This window comes from Cobetia sp. 5-25-4-2, from assembly GCF_013374075.1.
Classification (GTDB): domain Bacteria; phylum Pseudomonadota; class Gammaproteobacteria; order Pseudomonadales; family Halomonadaceae; genus Cobetia; species Cobetia marina.
In genome coordinates, this window is record NZ_BLWK01000005.1 from 96,999 (window position 1) to 116,137 (window position 19,139).

Annotated in this window: 15 protein-coding genes; 3 read left to right on the forward strand and 12 right to left on the reverse strand. The window is 61.3% G+C overall.

Going from position 1 to position 19,139, the window contains the following annotated elements:
- Positions 1-22 precede the first annotated feature (22 nt).
- Positions 23-499, reverse strand: a complete 477-nt coding sequence (locus HXS65_RS11545) for a YchJ family protein (protein WP_176493906.1) — start codon at positions 497-499, stop codon at positions 23-25.
- 49 nt (positions 500-548) lie between these two features.
- Between HXS65_RS11545 and msrA the strand changes: the two genes are divergently transcribed.
- Positions 549-1,187, forward strand: coding sequence for a peptide-methionine (S)-S-oxide reductase MsrA (gene msrA / locus HXS65_RS11550; RefSeq protein WP_077376454.1), 639 nt, complete (start codon positions 549-551; stop codon positions 1,185-1,187).
- 149 nt (positions 1,188-1,336) lie between these two features.
- Here the strand turns inward: msrA and HXS65_RS11555 are convergent, their stop codons facing one another.
- The 11 genes from HXS65_RS11555 to can form a co-directional block, all read right to left on the reverse strand.
- Entirely contained in the window at positions 1,337-2,557 is a 1,221-nt protein-coding gene (locus HXS65_RS11555; RefSeq protein WP_176493907.1) for an MFS transporter, read from the reverse strand.
- A 227-nt stretch (positions 2,558-2,784) separates the two neighbouring features.
- Positions 2,785-3,951 carry a dicarboxylate/amino acid:cation symporter gene (locus HXS65_RS11560; protein ID WP_084208688.1) on the reverse strand — a complete coding sequence of 389 codons (1,167 nt, stop codon included), beginning with the start codon at positions 3,949-3,951 and terminating at the stop codon, positions 2,785-2,787.
- Positions 3,952-4,194: 243 nt separating this feature from the next.
- Positions 4,195-5,253, reverse strand: a complete 1,059-nt coding sequence (locus tag HXS65_RS11565) for a hydrolase (protein WP_176493908.1) — start codon at positions 5,251-5,253, stop codon at positions 4,195-4,197.
- A gap of 188 nt (positions 5,254-5,441) precedes the next feature.
- On the reverse strand, positions 5,442-6,806 hold the full coding sequence (pepQ, locus tag HXS65_RS11570) for a Xaa-Pro dipeptidase (protein WP_176493909.1): 1,365 nt from the start codon (positions 6,804-6,806) through the stop codon (positions 5,442-5,444).
- 53 nt (positions 6,807-6,859) lie between these two features.
- Positions 6,860-7,786 carry a LysR family transcriptional regulator gene (locus HXS65_RS11575; RefSeq protein WP_176493910.1) on the reverse strand — a complete coding sequence of 309 codons (927 nt, stop codon included), beginning with the start codon at positions 7,784-7,786 and terminating at the stop codon, positions 6,860-6,862.
- A 378-nt stretch (positions 7,787-8,164) separates the two neighbouring features.
- Positions 8,165-9,232 carry an ABC transporter ATP-binding protein gene (locus HXS65_RS11580; RefSeq protein ID WP_077376441.1) on the reverse strand — a complete coding sequence of 356 codons (1,068 nt, stop codon included), beginning with the start codon at positions 9,230-9,232 and terminating at the stop codon, positions 8,165-8,167.
- Complete coding sequence (locus HXS65_RS11585) at positions 9,229-10,260, reverse strand: ABC transporter ATP-binding protein (RefSeq protein WP_136937816.1); 1,032 nt, start codon at positions 10,258-10,260, stop codon at positions 9,229-9,231. Before HXS65_RS11585 ends, HXS65_RS11580 begins: the two co-directional genes overlap by 4 nt.
- A 20-nt stretch (positions 10,261-10,280) precedes the next feature.
- On the reverse strand, positions 10,281-11,261 hold the full coding sequence (locus HXS65_RS11590) for an ABC transporter permease (RefSeq protein WP_077376435.1): 981 nt from the start codon (positions 11,259-11,261) through the stop codon (positions 10,281-10,283).
- The gene (locus HXS65_RS11595; RefSeq protein ID WP_077376432.1) at positions 11,258-12,304 is read right to left on the reverse strand and encodes an ABC transporter permease; all 1,047 of its coding nucleotides are present in this window, start codon (positions 12,302-12,304) and stop codon (positions 11,258-11,260) included. The genes HXS65_RS11590 and HXS65_RS11595 overlap by 4 nt, the downstream gene beginning before the upstream one ends.
- Positions 12,305-12,634: 330 nt before the next feature.
- Positions 12,635-14,230 (reverse strand): ABC transporter substrate-binding protein, encoded by a 1,596-nt coding sequence (locus HXS65_RS11600; protein WP_136937815.1) that lies wholly within the window; start codon positions 14,228-14,230, stop codon positions 12,635-12,637.
- Positions 14,231-14,951: 721 nt separating this feature from the next.
- Positions 14,952-15,608, reverse strand: a complete 657-nt coding sequence (gene can / locus HXS65_RS11605; RefSeq protein ID WP_084208684.1) for a carbonate dehydratase — start codon at positions 15,606-15,608, stop codon at positions 14,952-14,954.
- Positions 15,609-15,886: 278 nt separating this feature from the next.
- Here can and gorA point away from each other — a divergent pair, with 278 nt between their 5' ends.
- Complete coding sequence (gene gorA / locus HXS65_RS11610; RefSeq protein WP_254696484.1) at positions 15,887-17,275, forward strand: glutathione-disulfide reductase; 1,389 nt, start codon at positions 15,887-15,889, stop codon at positions 17,273-17,275.
- Positions 17,276-17,681: 406 nt separating this feature from the next.
- Positions 17,682-18,665 (forward strand): TAXI family TRAP transporter solute-binding subunit, encoded by a 984-nt coding sequence (locus tag HXS65_RS11615; protein ID WP_217622094.1) that lies wholly within the window; start codon positions 17,682-17,684, stop codon positions 18,663-18,665.
- The last annotated feature ends 474 nt before the right edge of the window (positions 18,666-19,139 follow it).

Genomic DNA, 19,139 nt, shown 5'->3' on the forward strand with positions numbered 1-19,139 from the left:
CACCAGGCGCTGACGGTCAGCGTCATGCCGTGCAGCAACGCTTGATCTTCTTGCCGCTGCCACAGGGACACAGGCTGTTGCGCCCTGGCGTCAATGTCTGCCACTCGGCATCACCGTCGACATAACGCCAGTGATGGCCATCATGATGAAATCGGCTAAGTTCCTGCAATCGTTGGAACTTTCCCTGCTCGAAGAAGGTGGCGTGAAAGCGTACCATGCCGGTATCGGCATCTTGTCCGCTGTCCAGAATCTCCAACGCCAGCCATTGCGGGCCAGCACCTTCCAGGTCGGCGCGTGCTGGGCAATGTGCCGCGTCCCAGCTGTCGATGAGGAAGTCGCTCAGCGCGAGGCAGAAGGCACTGTAGCGGGCGCGCATCAATTGCTCAGGGCGTTCGGCGAGGGTGATGTCCGCATGAATCGGCTGACAGCAATCGACGTAGCGTCGTGCCTCAGCGGTGTTGGGCTGGCAGGGGCAGATCTTGGGGGGCAGAGATGACATCATTGAACCTATACACGATTGCACGACGCGACACAGGAGAGAGTCCGCCATGTGGAAGACGCAAGACAAGCAGGCCATTCCCTCGGCAGAAGATGCCTTGCCGGGGCGCGAACAGCCGCTGCAGATAACGGGTACCCATCACGTCAATGGGCGCTCGATTGTACCTCCCTATCCCCAGGGATGTGAGGAGATCGTGCTGGGACTGGGATGTTTCTGGGGCGCGGAGCGTCTGTTCTGGCAGCTGCCGGGCGTCGTGGTGACGGCCGTCGGGTATGCTGGCGGCCATACGCCGAACCCGACCTACGAGGAGACCTGTACCGGCAAGACCGGACACACCGAAGTGGTACGTGTGGTGTTCGATCCGACGGTCATCGGTCTGCCGGAGATCCTGCGTGCCAGCTTCGAAGCGCACGATCCGACGCAAGGCATGCGTCAGGGCAATGACATCGGCAGCCAGTATCGCAGTGCGATCTACTACGTCGATGACGCGCAGCGTGAGATCGTCGAGAAGAGCCTGGCGGATTATCAGCAGGCGCTCAATCAGTCCGGTCTGGGACGGATCACCACCGAGGTCGCTCCGCTCGAGACATTCTATTACGCGGAAGATTTCCATCAGCAGTATCTTGCCAAGAATCCGGGCGGCTATTGTGGCCTGAAGGGCACGGGGATCAGCTGCCCGATCGGCTAGCTGGCGGGCGGCGAGCGCATGTACGGTCTGCCCTGATTGCGCTGCCCTGAAGAAACGCGAAAGCCTCATGGTGACCGTCAGCACGACGCCTGCCATGAGGCTTTCTGGTTGCTGGGTCCGCCTGCTGGGCGACGGCCGATCGCCCGGTCTCAGTCCGTCGTGGGGGAGGCCTCATCCTGGCTACCTGAGCGACTCACCAGCAGCCATGCCAGTGCCACGAGCGGCAAGGCGCCACCGATCGCCATGATGCCATTCCAGCCGAGATGGGCGTAGATCAGACTGGTCAGCGCCGAGCCGATCGCACCGCCGACGAAGATGCTGGTCATGTAGATGGCATTCAGGCGGCCACGGCTCTCGGGGTCGAGGGAATAGATGGCGCGCTGGCCGAGGACCATATTGGTCTGTACCGCGAAATCGAGCAGCAATCCCGTCACGGCCAGTGCAATGACCTGTAGAGTCATCGGCATCAGCCCCGTCGCGAAGCTGGCACTGGCGAGTACCAGGGCGCCTACGGTGGCAATCGAGGTGTGGCCTGCATCTGCCAGGCGTCCGCTGATCGGGGCGGCGACAGCTCCCAACACCCCCACCAGGGCGAACAGCGCGACCTGGGTCTGCGAAAAGCCGTGTTCTTTGACCAGCTCGAGTGGTACGGCACTCCAGTAGAGACTGAATGCCGCGAACATCAGCCCCTGGTAGAGGGAGCGACGACGCAGTACCGGTTCATCACGCAGCAACTTGCCGAGGGTCTTGAGCAGCGCGGGATAGCTTGAGGTATGGCGTGGCTGGCGGCTGGGGACCACCCGCCATACCACGCCCCCGACCAGCAGCATCAAGGCGGCACCGACGAAGAAGATGCAGCGCCAGCCGAAGTGATCCGCCAGCAGGCTGGAGGCGGGCCGTGCCAGCAGGATGCCCAGCAGCAATCCGCTCATGATGTTGCCGACCACGCGGCCACGGCTCTGTTCCGCAGACAGGTGAGCTGCCAGCGGGATCAGGATCTGCACCGAGACCGAGCTGACACCGATCAGCAATGACCAGAGCAGAAACGAGGAGGGAGCATCCGCCAGCCCCGCCAGTACCAGGCTCGCCGCCGAGATCAGGATCGTGGTGATCAAAAGCCGCCGGTTTTCCAGCAGATCGCCCAGCGGTACCAGAAACAGCAGGCCAAGCGCATATCCTCCCTGGGTCAGCGCCACGATGAGACTGGCGCTGCTTTCTGACAGTCCGATGTCGCCCGCGATCATGTTGATGATCGGCTGCGAGTAATAGACATTGGCGACGATCGCGCCGCAGCAGAAGGCAAACAGCATCACCAGGGCGCTGCTGATGCCGTCGCTGGGGGTCGAGGAAGAGGTGTCGGAGGGAGTCATGCGTGATTGCCCCGTGTCATGAATGAAATCCATCACTGTCACGGGGAAGGTGAATCCCCATGGCCGCGTCGAAAGAACAGCTCTGACATGCGGTCAAGGGGACGCGACCATAAGGGCTGGATGGCGCAACTCTGGATTCCAATCGGTCATGGCGTCAGTCAGCACCAATATCACCGGGCAGGCGGCCTGACCTTCTGCTTGAGGCGATGCCGCCTGTCGTCTCGGCTTCAGCGATACCGCTGGCGATCCTGTTCAGCTTCGGCGAAGCGGTCGATCCACTGTACCAGCGCGCCGTCACCCGCCACATTGCAGGCCGTGCCGAAGCTGTCCTGCGCCAGATAGAGCGCCATCATCAGGCCGACGGCGGCAGCATCGAACCCCAGCAGACTCTGGAGCACTCCGACCGATGTCATCGCGGCGCCGCCAGGCGAGCCCGGCGCGGCGATGATGGTAACCCCGAGTGCGGCAATGAACGGCAACAACGACATCAGGTCGGGCTGTGGCAATGCCGGTGTCACCAGGATGACACCGATGGCGCAGATGGTCAGCGTGATGGCGCTGCCACACATGTGGATCGTGGCAAGCAGCGGAATGGCAAAGCTCGAGACCGAGGGCGAGATATGATTCAGGCGCGTCTGGCGCACGGTCACGGGGATCGTCGCGGCGGATGACATGGTGCCGGCGGCAGTGAAGTAGGCCGGCAACATGTTGCGTAGCGCCACCAGCGGTGCACGGCCGGTACTCATGCCACTGGCGAGGTAGAGAAGACTCAGCCACAGCCAGTGCAGGGTCAGCGCGAGAATCAGGATCATGCCGAAGCTTTTCAGCGTGTTGGCCACCGTGCCGGCGATGGTCATCTCGCAGAACAGTCCGGCGATATAGAAGGGCAGTGCCGGTATCAGTGCCTTGGCGATGAAGCGCTCGACGATGTCACGACCACCGTCGGCAAGATTGCGCAGGCCATCATGGCCGGTGGCGGAGATACCGATCCCGAACAGGAAAGCCGTGACCAGTGCGGTGCTGATATCGGTCAAGGGGGGGATGTCCAGCGCGAAATAAGGTTGGAGCACCATGGGGTGACTGGCGGGCATCTGGGTGTGGCTCACGATATGTGGCACCAGTTCGAGACCCACCACCGCCGACATCAATCCGGCCAGCGTGGTAGAGGCATATGCCAGCACCATGGTCAGTGCCAGCAGCCGCCCGGAGGAGCGCTCGAGACGTGCGATGCCGCTCATGATGAAGAACAGGATGATCAACGGGATGGCATACTCCAGCAGCTCGCCGAACAGCACCTTGAAGGTGAGCAGGCTGCGCACGAGGATGTCCGGGGCCCATTGACCCAGCAGTACACCGGCGACGATGCCGAGTACCAGACGAAAAATGAGGTTCATTATCAGACCAATAGCCTAGGTATCAGGCGCGCAGTCTACCATCCTCATGGCATCGCGACAGTGCAATCCTTCTTCTCTCTATATACCGTTATCTTGTCTGTGTTTCCTTTTACAGAAATGACGGCGTCTTCGGGCCGGAAGACGTCTGTGAATCTGACCTGCGAAGGTCTCCGCGTGCTCGTCCCACGATACAGGACGTCAGTCACGCGGCAGGTACTCGAACGAGGCGGCAGGCAACGTCAGTTACAGCGTTTCCTGATGAACACTGTGACGCTGACGGGAGTGTGACAATGCTGACCAATCCGTGAGCTGGCGCGTGATTCTGCGTGCCAGCCAGGACGACAGGCGACCGCGCCGCCACTCGATGAAGCCCACATGCCCGCCGCGTTCGCTCAACTCGATCCGCACCGCTTCAGAGGGCTGCGGAAACCGCGAGAACAGATCACGAGGCATGAAGGGATCGTCCAGCGACTGCAATATCAGGGTCGGTAGCTCGATGTCTCGCAACAGCCGGCCGGCCGAGGCACGGGAGTAGTAGTCACTGGCCGAGGAAAACCCATGCAAGGGCGCCGTGACTTCGTTGTCATAGGCCCAGAAGCTGTTCAACTGCGTCAGCTGGTGTGCACCGATGGAGATGGGCAGCGGCCCGTTGGCCAGCTTGGCGGCCACCTTGGCTTTCATGCTCTTGAGCAGATGTCGCTGATAGAGTCGCGAGCTGCCCTGATTCAGCACGTCGGAGCTTGCCGCGAGATCCAGTGGTGCGCTGATCGCGATCGCCCCGGCGAGGTCCAGCCCATCTCCGCCTTGTTCCGCCACCAGCTTGAGCAGCATGTTGGCCCCGAGAGATACGCCACAGGCCACCTTGAGGGCATGAGGGTAACGCCTGCCCATCTCCCCCAGAACCCAGTAGCCATCCGCCGTGTCACCACTGTGGTAGGCCCGCGGCAGTCGGTTGGGCGATTGCCCGCACCCCCGGAAATGCATCAGCACGGGCCGCCACCCCAGACGCGCTGCCGCATTGAGCAGATCCCGAGCGTAGGGTGACTCCAGATTGCCTTCCAGGCCATGGAACAGCACGAACAGCGGGGCGTCATCGGACAGTTCAACTTCCCGTTCGCGACGGCTGTTGCCATCACTGGTCACCCAGGATAGCTCGACGAAATCACCGTCCGGCAGGTTGAGTATCTCGGTGCGGCGAGACAGCGGGCCGCGGGGCAGCAGGCGGGGCAGCAAGGTCTGGACATGGCGATTGCGCAACCCCAGAGCGGGCCGGAACTCGGAGGTGAAGATCGAATGAGGCATGACGCTGACTCCAGAGACAGGAAATCCCGAGCAGGGGCGTCGCGCGCCACATGCCAGGATTTCCTGACTTCCATTCAGTGATTCTTTACGTCTGATACCAGGACTGGCTGCATCATTTCATTATCCATCGGTCACTGCTAGTTGCACTGCAGCATGATGCGCCGTCGTCGGTCAGGTCACTGCGCTGCTCACAATCCGGTGTCGGGGCTGCGCGTCAGGTTCTCGGCGCCATCGGCGGTGATGACCAGATTGTCCTCGATTCTGACACCGCCATGAGGCGCCAGGGCGTCTACCAGTGACCAGTTGATCGCCTCGCCCCGTGCATCGTTGCGCAGTGGCTCGAGAAGCATGGGGATGATGTAGCACCCCGGCTCGATGGTGATGGCCATGCCGGTCTCGAGTACGCGGGTCAGGCGCAGCATCGGGTGACCTTCCGGAGGGTGACGCACCTCACCGCTGGTGTGATCCGGAATTCGACCCGCGACATCATGCACCTGAAGTCCCAGCAGGTGCCCGAGACCATGCGGACAGAAGGCGGCGGTGATGCCTTGTGCGACCTGCTCCTCGGCAGGCAGGGAAACCACGCCCAGTTCACGCAGCAGCTCCCCCAGCTCACGATGCATTTCCAGGTGAAGCTCGACGTAATCGACCCCGGGCGCCAGTCTGGCGATCAGGCGCTTCTGGAGTGCCTCCACGCCCTCGATCAGTGAGCGGTAAAGGGGCAGCGCGTCATCACCCGCCCAGCTGCGGGTGATATCGGAGGCATAGCCGTGCACGCTGGCACCGGCATCCACCAGCAGGCTGCGGCGGGAATCAGGCGTCTTCAGGCCATAGTGCTGGTAATGCAGTACCGCGGCATGTTCGTTGAGGCCGACGATATTGCCGTAGGGCACATCGGATTCGCGTTGGCGGGACGCGCCGAGATATGCCAGCTGGATATCGAGTTCCGCACCGCCCTCCATGAAGGTCCGCCGGGCAGCCAGGTGGCCACGGGCAGCGCGCAGGCTGGCCTCTCTCAGACAGGCGATCTCGAATTCGCTCTTGCAGACGCGCCCCTCGTCCAGCTGACGGACAAGCCCGAGCGGATTGGGCAGCGCCCCAAGCTCGCTGACCACCTCCGGCTGAAGCTCGGCGATCTCACCCACCAGCGCCACGCGGCCCTCGGGACGCTTCGGCAGTGTCGGCTTGCGTAGATGCACGATCTCGAAGCACGCAGCCCAGGGGGCGATGTCAGGCGTCGGCAACGTGGGCGACAGGTGCCAGAAATCATCGGGGGCATACAGATAGAGCGTCGGACGCTCACCCGGTCGAACCAGCAGCCAGCTATCGCTCAGGCCTGCCATCGGCACCCAGTGAAGGAAGTGAGCATGGGACTTGAAGCTGGCATCCTGGTCATCGGCGAAATGCCGTTTCGGCTTGCCGCTATGCAGCACGATGGCGTCCAGATCATGCTGTTGCATGGCAAGCTCATAGCGCGCCTGCAGCGCCGCCAGATGCGCGCGATGTGCCTCGGCATGGGTCAGTGCGGGGTCATTCAGGCGAGGTTCGAACATCTGTCTTCCTTATGTCAATGTGGTTCAGAGCTGCGCTGTCGCCGGCGAGTCCTTCAGGTCAGTCCGCCGGACTCCGCTGGCTTGCCAAGCCGCGACCATAGCTCACTGACGCTGGCGTGACGTGGCTCTCGCGGGCGATAGAGTCGAATATGCAGTGGCAGATCCCAGCGTTCATCTCCGGCGCGCACCAGCTGCCCGCTGGCCATCTCCGCGGCCGCCAGACGCTGTGGCAACCAGCCGATGCCGTAGCCCTGCAGCACCAGTGCCTTGATGTTGGCTGCCTGGATGTTCTCGTTCATGGTCACCAGGTGTGCCTGGACGGGCACCTGAGCCAGGTGAGCCGTCAATGAGGTCGCGATGACGGCGCGGGGGTGAGGGCTGATGAACGGCAAGGGATTGCGACGCGTGCCCGGCAGGGGGTGAAGCGGGCTGCCATCCGCCTGGGGCGCACATAGCGGGATGAAGCACTCCTCACCGACCACCAGGTATTGATAACTGTCCAGTTCAAAGCCGAGGTCCACACGTGCCTGAGGCCAGTAACACATGGCCAGATCACACTCGCCGCGATCCAGACCATGAAAGTAATCCGCCGCCAGCCAGCCCGTCGCACGCAGATAGGGAAACACCTGCTCCCGCAGCTGGTGCTGATCCAGCCATTCGGGCAGGAAATGTGATACCAGCGATTGCGGCGCACCGAGCGAGATCTTGCTGGCCTGCTGCTGGGCCATGTCCTGCAGACGTTCACGCGTGATGCGTACCCGCTCGGTAATCTGCTCGCACAGCTGGAGAAACTCATCCCCGGCAGGGGTGAGTGACAGTGGCAAGGTCTGACGATTGATCAATGTGGTGCCCATCTCCTCTTCCAGCAGTTTAATACGGCGAGAAAAGGTGGGCTGAGAGACATTCTGTGCATCGGCTGCCCGTGAAAAGTGACGGGTCTGAGCCAGAACGATGAAGTCTTCGAGCCAGCGTATTTCCATGGATTCGGTGTGCCTCGTCGGCCTGTCAACAGGCCATGTCAGGAGGTCGGGCGCACATCTCTGCGGACGTGTCACACCAGGGTATCTTGCGGGGAGGTCAATGGCGCCATGCCCGGCAGCGTTCATCGTGACGATTCGCTACCGGGCGGATTGACCCCTTGGTCAATATCGGATCTGCGAGATGTTGCCCTAGACCGAGAGTGGGATGCAATCGTCGATCCGTCGATGTCGACCCGAAAGTCCACGCCAGGCATGTCATCAGACGGCAAGGCAGTCGGCTTGCGCCGGCTGCCTTGGAATCGCCATCCGTGCCCCGAGGGCCGGGCCCTGAGGCACGGGGCGACTCACCACGGAGTGGCATCTGGGCAGGTGTCCTGCTCAGTCGATTCTGCCTTCCTCGACGGCATGGCAGGCCACCTGACCACCCTCGATGGCGATCAAGCGCGGGATCTCCCGACGGCAGCGTTCATTGGCATGCGGGCAGCGGCCATGGAAGACGCAGCCCGATGGCAGATTCACCGGGGTCGGCACCTCACCCTCCAGGCGGATGTGATTGGGCTTGTCATCATGCAGGCGCGGTATCGCCGACATCAGTGCCTGGGTGTAGGGGTGTCTGGGACGAGCGAACAGCGAGCGAGTGTCCGCCAGCTCACACAGGGTCCCCAGGTACATTACGGCGACACGTGTCCCGAAGTGCTCTACCACGGCAAGATCGTGGGTGATGAACAGGTAGGTCAGATCCCGCTGTTCCTGCGCATCCATCATCAGATTGAGCACCTGAGCCTGAATCGAGACATCCAGTGCCGAGATCGGCTCATCGGCGACGATGAACTCGGGGTCCACCGCCAGTGCGCGGGCAATCGAGATGCGCTGGCGCTGGCCACCGGAGAACTCGTGGGCATAGCGCTTGCCCCAATCCGGGTCGATCCCCACCGAGCGCATCACTTCCTCGATCTTGTCGCGGATCTCACCATCCTTCAGTGTCGGCTGGTGGAAGCGCAGCGGCTCCTCCAGCGTCTGCTGGATGGTCATGCGGGGATTGAGCGACGCATAGGGGTTCTGGAAGATCATCTGCATGCGACGGCGATAGGGCAGCAGGTCCCTGGGTGCCATGTCATCGATACGTGTCCCGTCGAACCGTATCTCCCCGCCACTGGGCTTGAGCAGCCCCATGACGGTACGTGCGACCGTCGACTTGCCACAGCCGGACTCGCCGACGACACACAACGCCTCGCCCCGCTTGACGTCGAGAGTGACGCCATTGATGGCATGCACGTACTCCTGCTTGCGCCGCAGGCGTCCCTTCTCGAAGGTCAGCTGTTCGAGGAAGTCACCGGACAGCGAGAAACGTTTCTCGAGATCGCGGATCTCGACCAGTGTGTCGCCGAGCGCGGCACTTGTCCCGCTGGCGAGACGCTCCTCTGGTGTGAGAATGGCCTGACTCATGCGTTCACCTCCGTTCGGGGAGCCTGGGAGGCATCGGTGACGATCGGGGTCCACGACTCTCCTTTCACCATCGCCTGCACCATGTGACAGGCCACCTTGCAATTGCCGGAAGCCACGAAGGCGGGCACCTGCTCATGACAGACATCCGCCGCGAAATCACAGCGCGGATTGAAGGCGCAGCCAGCCGGAATCTTGGTCAGCGTGGGCATCGAGCCGCGAATCTGATTCAGGCGACTACCGGGCGTGGCCATCTGGGGCAGGGCGTTGATCAGCCCCTGGGTATAGGGGTGCTGAGCATCATTGATGATCTCGCGGGTCGGGCCCTGCTCGATCACGCGGCCGGCATACATCACCAGGGTGCGCTGGGTCACCTGGCTGACGACACCCAGGTCGTGGGTGATCAGGATCAGCCCGACATTGTGCTTCTCGCACAGCAGCAACAGCAGCTCCATGATCTCGGCCTGGATGGTCACATCCAGTGCGGTGGTCGGCTCATCGGCGACGATGATGTCCGGGTCCAGCAGCAACGCGATGGCGATGATGATGCGCTGACGCATGCCACCGGACAGCTCGTGCGGGTACTGATCAAGACGCTTTTCCGGTGAGGGAATGAAGACCTGATTGAGCTTGTGCAGGGCGATGGCGCGCGCATCCTTGCTGGAGATGCGGCGGTGCGCCTTCAAGCACTCGATCATCTGTTCGCCGATGGTCAGCACCGGATTCAGCGTCATCATCGGGTCCTGGAAGATCATCGAGATGCGATTGCCGCGAATCGATTGCATCGCCTTGGGCTTCATGGTGTTGAGCACTTCGCCATCGAATTTGATCTCGCCGCCGGCGATGTAGCCGGGCTTGGCGATCAGATTCAGGATGGTGAAGGCGGCGACCGACTTGCCGGCCCCCGACTCGCCCACGATGCCCAGGCGTTCGCCGCGTTCCAGCGTGAAACTGACGTCGCGCAGGGCGCGGACCTCGCCGCCTCGCATGGCGAAGCGGACATCGAGGTGGTTGACTTCAAGTAATGCCATTGTCTTGATTCCTCGCGGCTTCAGCCCTTGTAGAGGCGGGGGTTCATCACGTCACGCAGCCAGTCGCCCAGCAGATTGATCACCAGTACCAGCAGAATCAGCACGCCACCGGGAATCAGCGTGATCCACCAGCTGCCTGACTGCAGATAGTCGAAGCCGGATTTGATCAATGAGCCCAGTGACGGCTGGGTTTCCGGCATGCCGAGGCCGAGGAAGGACAGCGCCGCCTCCGAGATGATCGCGTTGGCGATCTGCACGGTGGAGATGACGAAGATCGGCGACAGGGTATTGGGCAGAATGTGGCGGAACATGATGCGGCGGGAACGGAAGCCCATCACCCGTGCGGCATCGACATATTCCTTGCTCTTCTCCGCCAGCACGGACGCCCTGACGGTACGCGCATACTGGGGCCATTCCGCCAGCCCGATGATCAGGATCAGCAGGATCAGCGCATAGTCCGAGAAGGCGGCGCCACCGAAGGTCGCCTTGATGATGGCACCCACCACGATGGCCACCATCAGGGTCGAGAACGACAGCTGGATATCCGCCATGCGCATCAGGAAGGCATCGACACGTCCCCCCAGATAGCCCGCCAGCAGCCCGAAGGTCACGCCGAGCAGCGCCTGCAGAATCACGGCACCGAAGCCGATCAGCAGCGACACGCGCGTGCCGTACAGAATGGTGGAGAGCAGATCCCGCCCCTGGGCATCGGTGCCCAGCAGGAAGGCCGGATCACCACCCGCCATCCACGCCGGCGGAAGCTCCGAGTTCATGATGTCGATGGTGGCCAGGTCATAGGGGTCCGCCGGGGCGATCCACGGGGCGAGAAAGGCCCCGAGCACCATGGCGATGAAGACCAGCAGGCAGGCCTGGGCCATCCAGTCACGCTTGAAGCTGTAGACCAGATAGGACTCACGGAAGCGCTGCCAGCGTCCGGGCACCGCGATGGAGCTGGTCTTCGGGGTGACGGGCGTATGGGTCTCGGAAGTGGAATGGCTCATGCCGATTTCCCCGCAAGCTTGACGGTGGGGTTGACCAGACCGTAGATCAGGTCGACGAGCGTATTGGTGATCACGAAGATCACGCCGACCATCATCAGGTAGGCCACGATCAGCGGAATGTCGGAGCGGGTGATGGCCTCGAGGAACATCAGGCCCATGCCCGGCCACTGGAAGACGGTCTCGGTCAGGATGGTGTAGGCCACCATGGTGCCGATCTGCACGCCGCCGACGGTGATCACCGGCAGCATGGTGTTCTTCAGCGCATGCAGGAAGTAGATGCGCTTGAGGCCGATCCCCTTGGCACGCGCGAACTTGATGTAGTCCGACTGCAGGACCTCCATCATCTCGGCGCGAATCAGGCGGATGAACAGCGGCAGCATGATCGAGGCCAGCGAGATGGCCGGCAGTACCAGATGCCAGAGGCCATCGGCGGTGAAGAAGCCGCTGGACCAGGGGCCTGCCACATGGACCAGCTCACCCCGCCCGTAGGAGGGCATGCCGCCATCGGTGGAGAGCATGCCGTTCAGCACACTGCCCCAGGGGGTATCACCGGGGAACCAGTCCACCGTGACGCCGATCGCGAACAGCTGGATCAACACGATGGCCGTCAGGAACACCGGCACCGAGATTCCGATGATCGAGGTGCCCATGAACAGGCGTGACAGCCAGTTACGTGGGCGGATCGCCGCGAACACGCCGATGGGGGCAGAGAGCAGGATGATGATCAGGCTCGAGGCCATCACCAGTTCCAGCGTGGCGGGCAGGTGCTTGAGTATCACCTCGGTCGCTGGCTGCTTGTAGAAATACGAGGTGCCGAGATCCCCTTGCAGGGCATTGCCGGCAAAACGCAGATATTGGGTGATGAAGGGGTCGTTGAGCCCCATTTCATCGCGCATGACTTCACGCTGGGCTTCTGACACGGCCTGGCCGGTCATCTCGCGCAGCGGGTCGCCCAGGTTGTCCTGAATGGCGAAGCTGATGATGCTGATCACGAACATGACCAGTACGGCGTGCATCAGGCGTTTGATCAGAAAGGCAATCATGGATCGCCACCTTCCTCGTGAACATCACGGTCTCGCGCGCGGCGGCCTGGTCTGGCTGGCCAATCGCGCTGGGTGTCAGGAGTCCCGCCTGTCGCTGGCCTGTCATCGGGCACAGGCTCCCCAACCCATCACCGAGAGGCGATGACCAAGGGGAAGGAACAGGCGGGGGTAAGTCGTCGCCTTCAGCCAAGCAGGGCAACCAGAGAGCTCACGTTGCCTATCTCCGGTTGCCTGACTTGCCTGTCGCGAGGGGTGTGCGTGGCCAGGAACATGACACTGGACGATGCAAGACGGTTCAGTGCCTGTTGCTCACTCACTCACGGCGTGGGATCAGTCCTGGTCGATGACCAGATCACCCAGGTACGGGAAGTTCATCACGTTGAGGACCGGCTCGATGTTGACGCCATCACGCGCGCCCCAGGCAAGGTTCTGCCAGTGCAGCGGCACGAAGCCGGCATCGTCGTAGACGGCTTTCTCGGCAGCCTGCAACATCTTGGCACGCTTCTCGGTGTCGGTCTCCAGGTTGGCCTCGGTGACCATCTTGTCGACGTCCGGGTTGCAGTAGTTGCCGGAGTTGTACTGACCGACACCGCTGTCGGCATCCGGGCAGAAGGTCAGGAATTCGAAGAAGTTGGCGCTGTCTTCGGTATCCGAGTGCCAGCCGATCATCATCATGTCGGCCGCACGTGCATCATATTCCGGCCAGTATTGGGCCTTGGGCAGGGTCTTGAGATCTACCGTGATGTTGATCTTGGCCAGCATCGAGGCGACGGCCTGAGCGATCTTGGCGTCGTTCACATAGCGGTTGTTGGGCGCCATCATGCTGATCTTGAAGCCATCCTCGTAACCGGCTTCCTTCATCAGCTCCTTGGCCTTGGCCACGTCATAGCGCGGTGTCAGCTCAGGATTGTGGCCCTGATAACCATCCGGCGACATCTGGGCAGCGGGGGTCGCGAAGCCCTTCATCAGCTTCTGGGCGATGCCTTCCTGATTGATGGCGTAGTTGACCGCCTGGCGGACACGCTTGTCCTTGAAGGCTTCGACACGTTCCTGGTTCATCTGGAAGGTGATGATGCGGGTGCCGCCCATCTCGACCAGGTGCACGCCGTCCTGCTTGCGAATGCGCTCCAGATCGGTCGGCGGTACCGGCGCGATGAAGTCCATGTCGCCGGAAAGCAGCGCCGCGACACGGGTGGCGTTTTCCTTGATCGGCGTCAGCACGATATCGTCGACATTGCCCGGGGATTCGGTATCCCAGTAATCCTCGAAGCGCTCGAAGCTGATCTTCACGCCCTGCTGACGGTCAGTGACCTTGTAGGGGCCGGTACCGGACTCGTTGCGTGAGGCGAAGGTGTTGGCGGCCTTGGCGATCTCATCCTTGGCCTTGCCGTCTTCGGTCTCGCCGGAATAGAACTTGCTGTCCATCGGGAAGATGTAGGTCGCGGCATTCAGCACCAGCGGGAAGGGCTTGTCGGTCACCAGATCCACGGTGTAGTCATCCACTGCCTTGACGTCAGTGAACGGTGCGAAGATGGCCTTGAAGTCAGCACTCTTCTTGAGGCGCTCGATGGTCCAGACCACATCCTTGGCGGAGAAGTCATTGCCGGAATGGAACTTGACGCCTTCGCGCAGATGGAAGCGCATGGTGTTGTCATCGACACGCTCCCAGCTCTTGGCCAGACGGCCATCGAAGCCCAGATCCTTGTTCCAGCGAATCAGCGGGTCATAGACCATGTGCGACAGCTGCAGAGTGCCGCCGGAGAGTTGCTCGTGGATATCGAGCGTGACCGGGTCTGCGTCGTAGGCCATGCGCAAGGTGACATCTTCGGCCAAGGCTGGTGTCGCCATGGCCAATGTCGCGCTGCCGATCAGCGCGCACAGGGTCTTCTTTTGGAAGAGGGACTGGAAGGCATTCTGACGGGTCATGAGCTTCCCTTTGCTTGTGATGTTTGGTTGTTCTTGTGGCTCTCTTCGCATTGTCTCCCTCAGGGCGACACGCAAGGATGCGCTTTCACAGTAGTGAGACACGCCGCACAGAGACAATCGAAATGTTGACTAGCCAGATTCAGGCCGTGAATAGCGGTGTCGACAAAAGCGCAACACACACGTTGCTGGTGCATCACGAGGCAAGGGCGTCTTGCATGGCGTCGGTTGACGATGGCAAGTGTCGTTCAGGACGGTTGGTTTAGTCTCTTGCCTGCGTCACGTGGGGAGAGCGTGACTGGTGATGGCATTCCGACAAAGGGAATTGAAGAGATATTCTTATTCAATTCAATGGCTTGATGGCGATATGCATCCTGGCTCATCGAAAGGCGGCAAGAGAGCCACGCCATCGTGTCCTCCCCCGAGTCGGGCAGACGACGGAGCCTGTCTTGCGGAGATGACGGCGGGGAAATTCTTGACGAGGCGGTGTTCCCGGAAGAGGAATCCGAGATTGCCTGGAAGGAAACGATGAGGTGCACCGTTCTGGTGCGAGGCTTGATTCGCGACTAAGGTCTAGTCGTTGTGCGCAGCCTCGCGGGCGTCATACACCCGAAATCAACGCTGCAACGTGACACGCCTCCCGAAAGGAAGGCGTGTGGGTGGCGCACCGCTGACGAGCCGAGAAGCCTCAGGCGTGGAGGCAGAGCAGGGTGCGCCTGCTCACTTACTCATTGCTGCCGGCGACAGGCGTCAGGCGGTCAACCCGATAGAGGTTCGGCACCTGGGAGAGACCGCTGATGGTGCACTCCAGGTTGTTGACGCGACCATCCGAGAGGCCATAGACCCAACCGTGGATCTGCAGATTCTGACCGCGCTCCCAGGCACGCTGGAGGATCTTGGTACGCGCCAGGTTCTGTACCTGAGAACGCGCATTCAGCTCACACATGCGGTCGACCTGTTCGTCCAGCGGCAAGTCCTTGAGCTCGGCGTGATGCAGGTTGTAGAGCTCGCGCAGACTGTGCAGCCAGTAGTCCACCATGCCGTTGTCCCCGCCGGTGATGGCAGCGCGTACACCACCACAACCGTAATGGCCGACGATCATGATGTGCTCGACCTTGAGGACATCCACGGCGTACTGGATCACGGACAACGCATTCATGTCGTTGTAGTGAATCAGGTTGGCGACGTTGCGGTGAACGAAGACTTCACCCGGTGGGAGGTCGATGATCTGGTTGGCGGGGACGCGTGAGTCGGAACAGCCGATCCACAGATAGTCCGGATTCTGCTGGTCGGAGAGACGCTTGAAGAAGTCAGGATCACGCTCGGTCATGGACTCGGCCCAGACCTTGTTCTGCTCCAACAGCTTTTCAATATTGCTCATGGCGAGGGGACCACTTATCAGGATGACGGGGCAGGGGAAGATGTTGTACAGACATGCTTGCCGCCGCCAGGCCCTCTGCAATGCAATACGTCAACATCGCAGGCCATCGTGAGCGGCGCATGTTGTAACTTTTGTCTAACATCATTGGTATTTTTACCGCGCGATGACCTGCAGGGTCAACCAGCAGTCACGATGGCGGATGACCGCGGCCCACGTCATGGGGCTGCCGAGGGGCATGACTCCTGATACCATGTGGCCAATTTACCAAGGAGATTCCCGTGTCCGATCAGACCCAACAGCCTGTGACAGGCCAGTTTGACTTCGACCTGTTCGTCATTGGCGCCGGTTCCGGCGGTGTGCGTGCAGCGCGTACTGCCGCAGCCACCGGTGCACGCGTTGCCGTCGCGGAAGATCGCTATCTCGGCGGCACCTGCGTCAACGTGGGTTGCGTGCCGAAGAAGCTCTACTCCTATGCGGCTCACTACCATGATTCCTTCAAGGACAGCGCAGGTTTCGGTTGGAACATCGGCGAGGCTCCCCGGTTTGACTGGGCCACTCTGCGAGATCGCAAGACCGCCGAGATCACGCGCCTGAACGGCATCTACCGCAACATGCTCAACAACTCCGGCACCACGCTGATCGACGGCCGTGCCACGATCGCCGATGCCAACACCGTCGAAGTCAACGGCAAGCGCTATACCGCTGCGAAGATTCTGGTGGCTACCGGTGGCTGGCCTTTCCTGCCGGACTTCCCGGGCCGTGAGCATGCGCTGGATTCCAACCGCATCTTCGATCTCGAGCAGTTCCCCAAGCGCTTCTTCGTCATTGGCGGCGGCTACATCGCCGTCGAGTTCGCCAGCATCTTCAATGGCCTGGGGGCCGAGGCGCATCTGAGCTATCGCGGCGAGCTGTTCCTGCGGGGCTTTGACGATGAAGTGCGCGCCTTCACGCGCGACGAGATGGCCAAGAAGGGCGTCAACCTGCACTTCAACACCACCGTGCAGTCCATCGACAAGCAGGGCGATGTCTATCAGGTCAGCCTCAGCGATGGCCAGGTGCTGGAAGTCGATTGCATTCTCGCCGCGACCGGTCGCAAGCCGAACATCGATGGTCTCGGGCTCGAGAATGTCGATGTCGAGCTGAATGCCGACGGTACCGTGCGCGTCAATGAGCGCTTCGAGACCACCACGCCTTCCATCCTGGCACTCGGTGACATCACCGGCGGGCCGGAACTCACGCCGGTCGCGCTGGAAGAGGCCATGCATCTGGTTCGCGCACACTTCGGTGATGGCGTGGTCGGTGGTCTGGATTACGACACCATCGCGACGGCCGTGTTCTGTCACCCCAACATCGGCACCGTCGGCCTCAGCGAGGAAGCGGCGCGCGAGAAGTTCGACAGCATCCGTGTCTACACCGCCGATTTCCGCCCGATGAAGCACACGCTGTCCGGCAGTGACGAGCGCAGTCTGATGAAGCTGATCGTCGATGATGCAACCGACAAGGTCGTCGGCGTCCACATGGTGGGGGATGAGGCAGGCGAGATCATGCAGGGCATCGGCATTGCCGTACGTGCTGGCTTGACCAAGACCGACTTCGACCTGACGGTCGGTATCCACCCAACCGCTGCCGAAGAATTCGTGACCATGCGCAGCGTGACCCGCACTTGACGCCCCATGCAGGCGACGGTGAGGAAGCTCTGGGTTATTCCATGGGCAGCGTTACCATTCGTTGACACTTGTCAGCGATCGCCAGCTTGAAAAAACGCCTCGCGGCATCACCGCGGGGCGTTTCTTTATGCGCGAAGGGCGCTTGACCAGTGAATTTCTTGTCTGCCAGTTCAGGTCACCACATGATCTTGCCAGCGCATACACCTTTCGTAGCATAAAGCTTTTCCGTTACGTACCAGAGACATCAGCTATGCTAATCTCATCTCAGCGTCGAGCATCCACAAGTTGCTGAAATATCAACCTTGTCATGCAATGCGGTGATCAGGTTGTCACCTTCGCAGTATTCAGCCGGGATGCAAGACGGCAACACCAATAACAAGCCAGCAAAGGGAGTTTCAAGATGACCATGATCAAGAAGTCGTTGACAGCGGCGGTCGCGACCGCAGGTCTTGGCCTGATGGGGATCTCCGGTGGCGCCAGCGCCGCGGAGCAGACCTTCGTGACCATCGGCACCGGCGGTGTCACCGGCGTTTACTATCCGGCCGGTGGTGCCATCTGCCGCCTCGTGAATCGTGGCAAGGCGGAACACGGCATTCGTTGCAGCGTCGAGTCCACGGGTGGTTCAGGCTACAACCTGAACAGCATTCGCACCGGTGAGCTGGACATGGGCGTCGCTCAGTCAGATGCCCACTACAACGCCTATGAAGGCGAAGGTGACTTCGCGGACTTCGGCCCCAACAAGGAACTGCGCTCCCTGTTCTCCCTGCACCCGGAACCGTTCACCGTCGTTGCCCGCAAGGACAGTGGCGTGACCGAGTTCGATCAGCTGGAAGGCAAGCGCATGAACATCGGCAACCCGGGTTCCGGTCAGCGCTCCACCATCGACACCCTGCTGTCTTCCCAGGATAAGGACACCAGCGTCTACTCGGTGGCATCCGAGCTCAAGGCTTCTGAGATGTCCTCCGCGCTGTGCGACAACAAGATCGACGGCTACGTCTATGTCGTGGGTCACCCGTCCGGTTCCATCAAGGAAGCCACCACCACCTGTGACGCGACTCTGGTCAACGTCACCGGCGACGCGGTCACCAAGCTGGTCGACGAGAAGCCGTACTTCTCGGTCGCCACCATCCCGGGCGGCATGTATCGCGGTAACGACGACGACGTCACCACCTTCGGGGTGCGCGCCACCATCGTGTCCAGCACCGAAGTGGAAGATCGTGTCGCCTACGAGGTGGTCAAGGCCGTGTTCGACAACTTCGATCAGTTCCAGCGTCTGCACCCGGCCTTCCAGGTGCTGAACAAGGAAGAGATGGTCAGTGCATCGCTGACAGCTCCGCTGCACGATGGCGCCAAGCAGTACTACAAGGAAGCGGGCCTGCTGAGCGAGTGATGCGGTTGACTCGCTTGCCTGTCGCAGGCTGATCAGGCTTCACCACGGAGACCGCACCTGTTGCGGTCTCCGTGCTTGTGCAGGAACCGTTGTGCAGGAACCGTTGTAGAGACCTCACCTTCGTGACTCGTCGTCCTCATGAGTCGCAGCTCCTGCATGGCCAATGGATGGCTGCCGCCGGCGGGTCTGGTGATGCAGCAAGGCGCATGACTCATCCCCGTCGGTCTCAGCGGTGAGCAGGTGGGGAAGGTGGTACCCCGAGCGTCGCTCGGCGCTGAGTCAGGAAATATCGTCCTGATTCAGCCAATTAATGGAAACATCCGTCAGGCCGGACATACTGAAGATGTAACCTGCTTGATAAGCATGTGGCTGTGCAGCGTCATCCTGGGTCGGGAACATGGCGGGTAGACGTAGATGCCGTTTCCTGATGATGCCTGCCAGTCATCGCCTGACTCGCGTTGATCGGATCATAAA

Bases quoted from the DNA above. Each gene is read 5' to 3' on its own strand.
- pepQ (WP_176493909.1), bottom strand. From the start codon at position 6,806: ATGTTCGAACCTCGCCTGAATGACCCCGCACTGACCCATGCCGAGGCA.
- HXS65_RS11615 (WP_217622094.1), top strand. From the start codon at position 17,682: ATGATCAAGAAGTCGTTGACAGCGGCGGTCGCGACCGCAGGTCTTGGC.
- HXS65_RS11560 (WP_084208688.1), bottom strand. From the start codon at position 3,951: ATGAACCTCATTTTTCGTCTGGTACTCGGCATCGTCGCCGGTGTACTG.
- can (WP_084208684.1), bottom strand. From the start codon at position 15,608: ATGAGCAATATTGAAAAGCTGTTGGAGCAGAACAAGGTCTGGGCCGAG.
- HXS65_RS11590 (WP_077376435.1), bottom strand. From the start codon at position 11,261: ATGAGCCATTCCACTTCCGAGACCCATACGCCCGTCACCCCGAAGACC.
- HXS65_RS11565 (WP_176493908.1), bottom strand. From the start codon at position 5,253: ATGCCTCATTCGATCTTCACCTCCGAGTTCCGGCCCGCTCTGGGGTTG.
- HXS65_RS11595 (WP_077376432.1), bottom strand. From the start codon at position 12,304: ATGATTGCCTTTCTGATCAAACGCCTGATGCACGCCGTACTGGTCATG.
- HXS65_RS11585 (WP_136937816.1), bottom strand. From the start codon at position 10,260: ATGGCATTACTTGAAGTCAACCACCTCGATGTCCGCTTCGCCATGCGA.
- HXS65_RS11580 (WP_077376441.1), bottom strand. From the start codon at position 9,232: ATGAGTCAGGCCATTCTCACACCAGAGGAGCGTCTCGCCAGCGGGACA.
- HXS65_RS11575 (WP_176493910.1), bottom strand. From the start codon at position 7,786: ATGGAAATACGCTGGCTCGAAGACTTCATCGTTCTGGCTCAGACCCGT.
- HXS65_RS11545 (WP_176493906.1), bottom strand. From the start codon at position 499: ATGTCATCTCTGCCCCCCAAGATCTGCCCCTGCCAGCCCAACACCGCT.
- HXS65_RS11600 (WP_136937815.1), bottom strand. From the start codon at position 14,230: ATGACCCGTCAGAATGCCTTCCAGTCCCTCTTCCAAAAGAAGACCCTG.
- HXS65_RS11555 (WP_176493907.1), bottom strand. From the start codon at position 2,557: ATGACTCCCTCCGACACCTCTTCCTCGACCCCCAGCGACGGCATCAGC.
- msrA (WP_077376454.1), top strand. From the start codon at position 549: ATGTGGAAGACGCAAGACAAGCAGGCCATTCCCTCGGCAGAAGATGCC.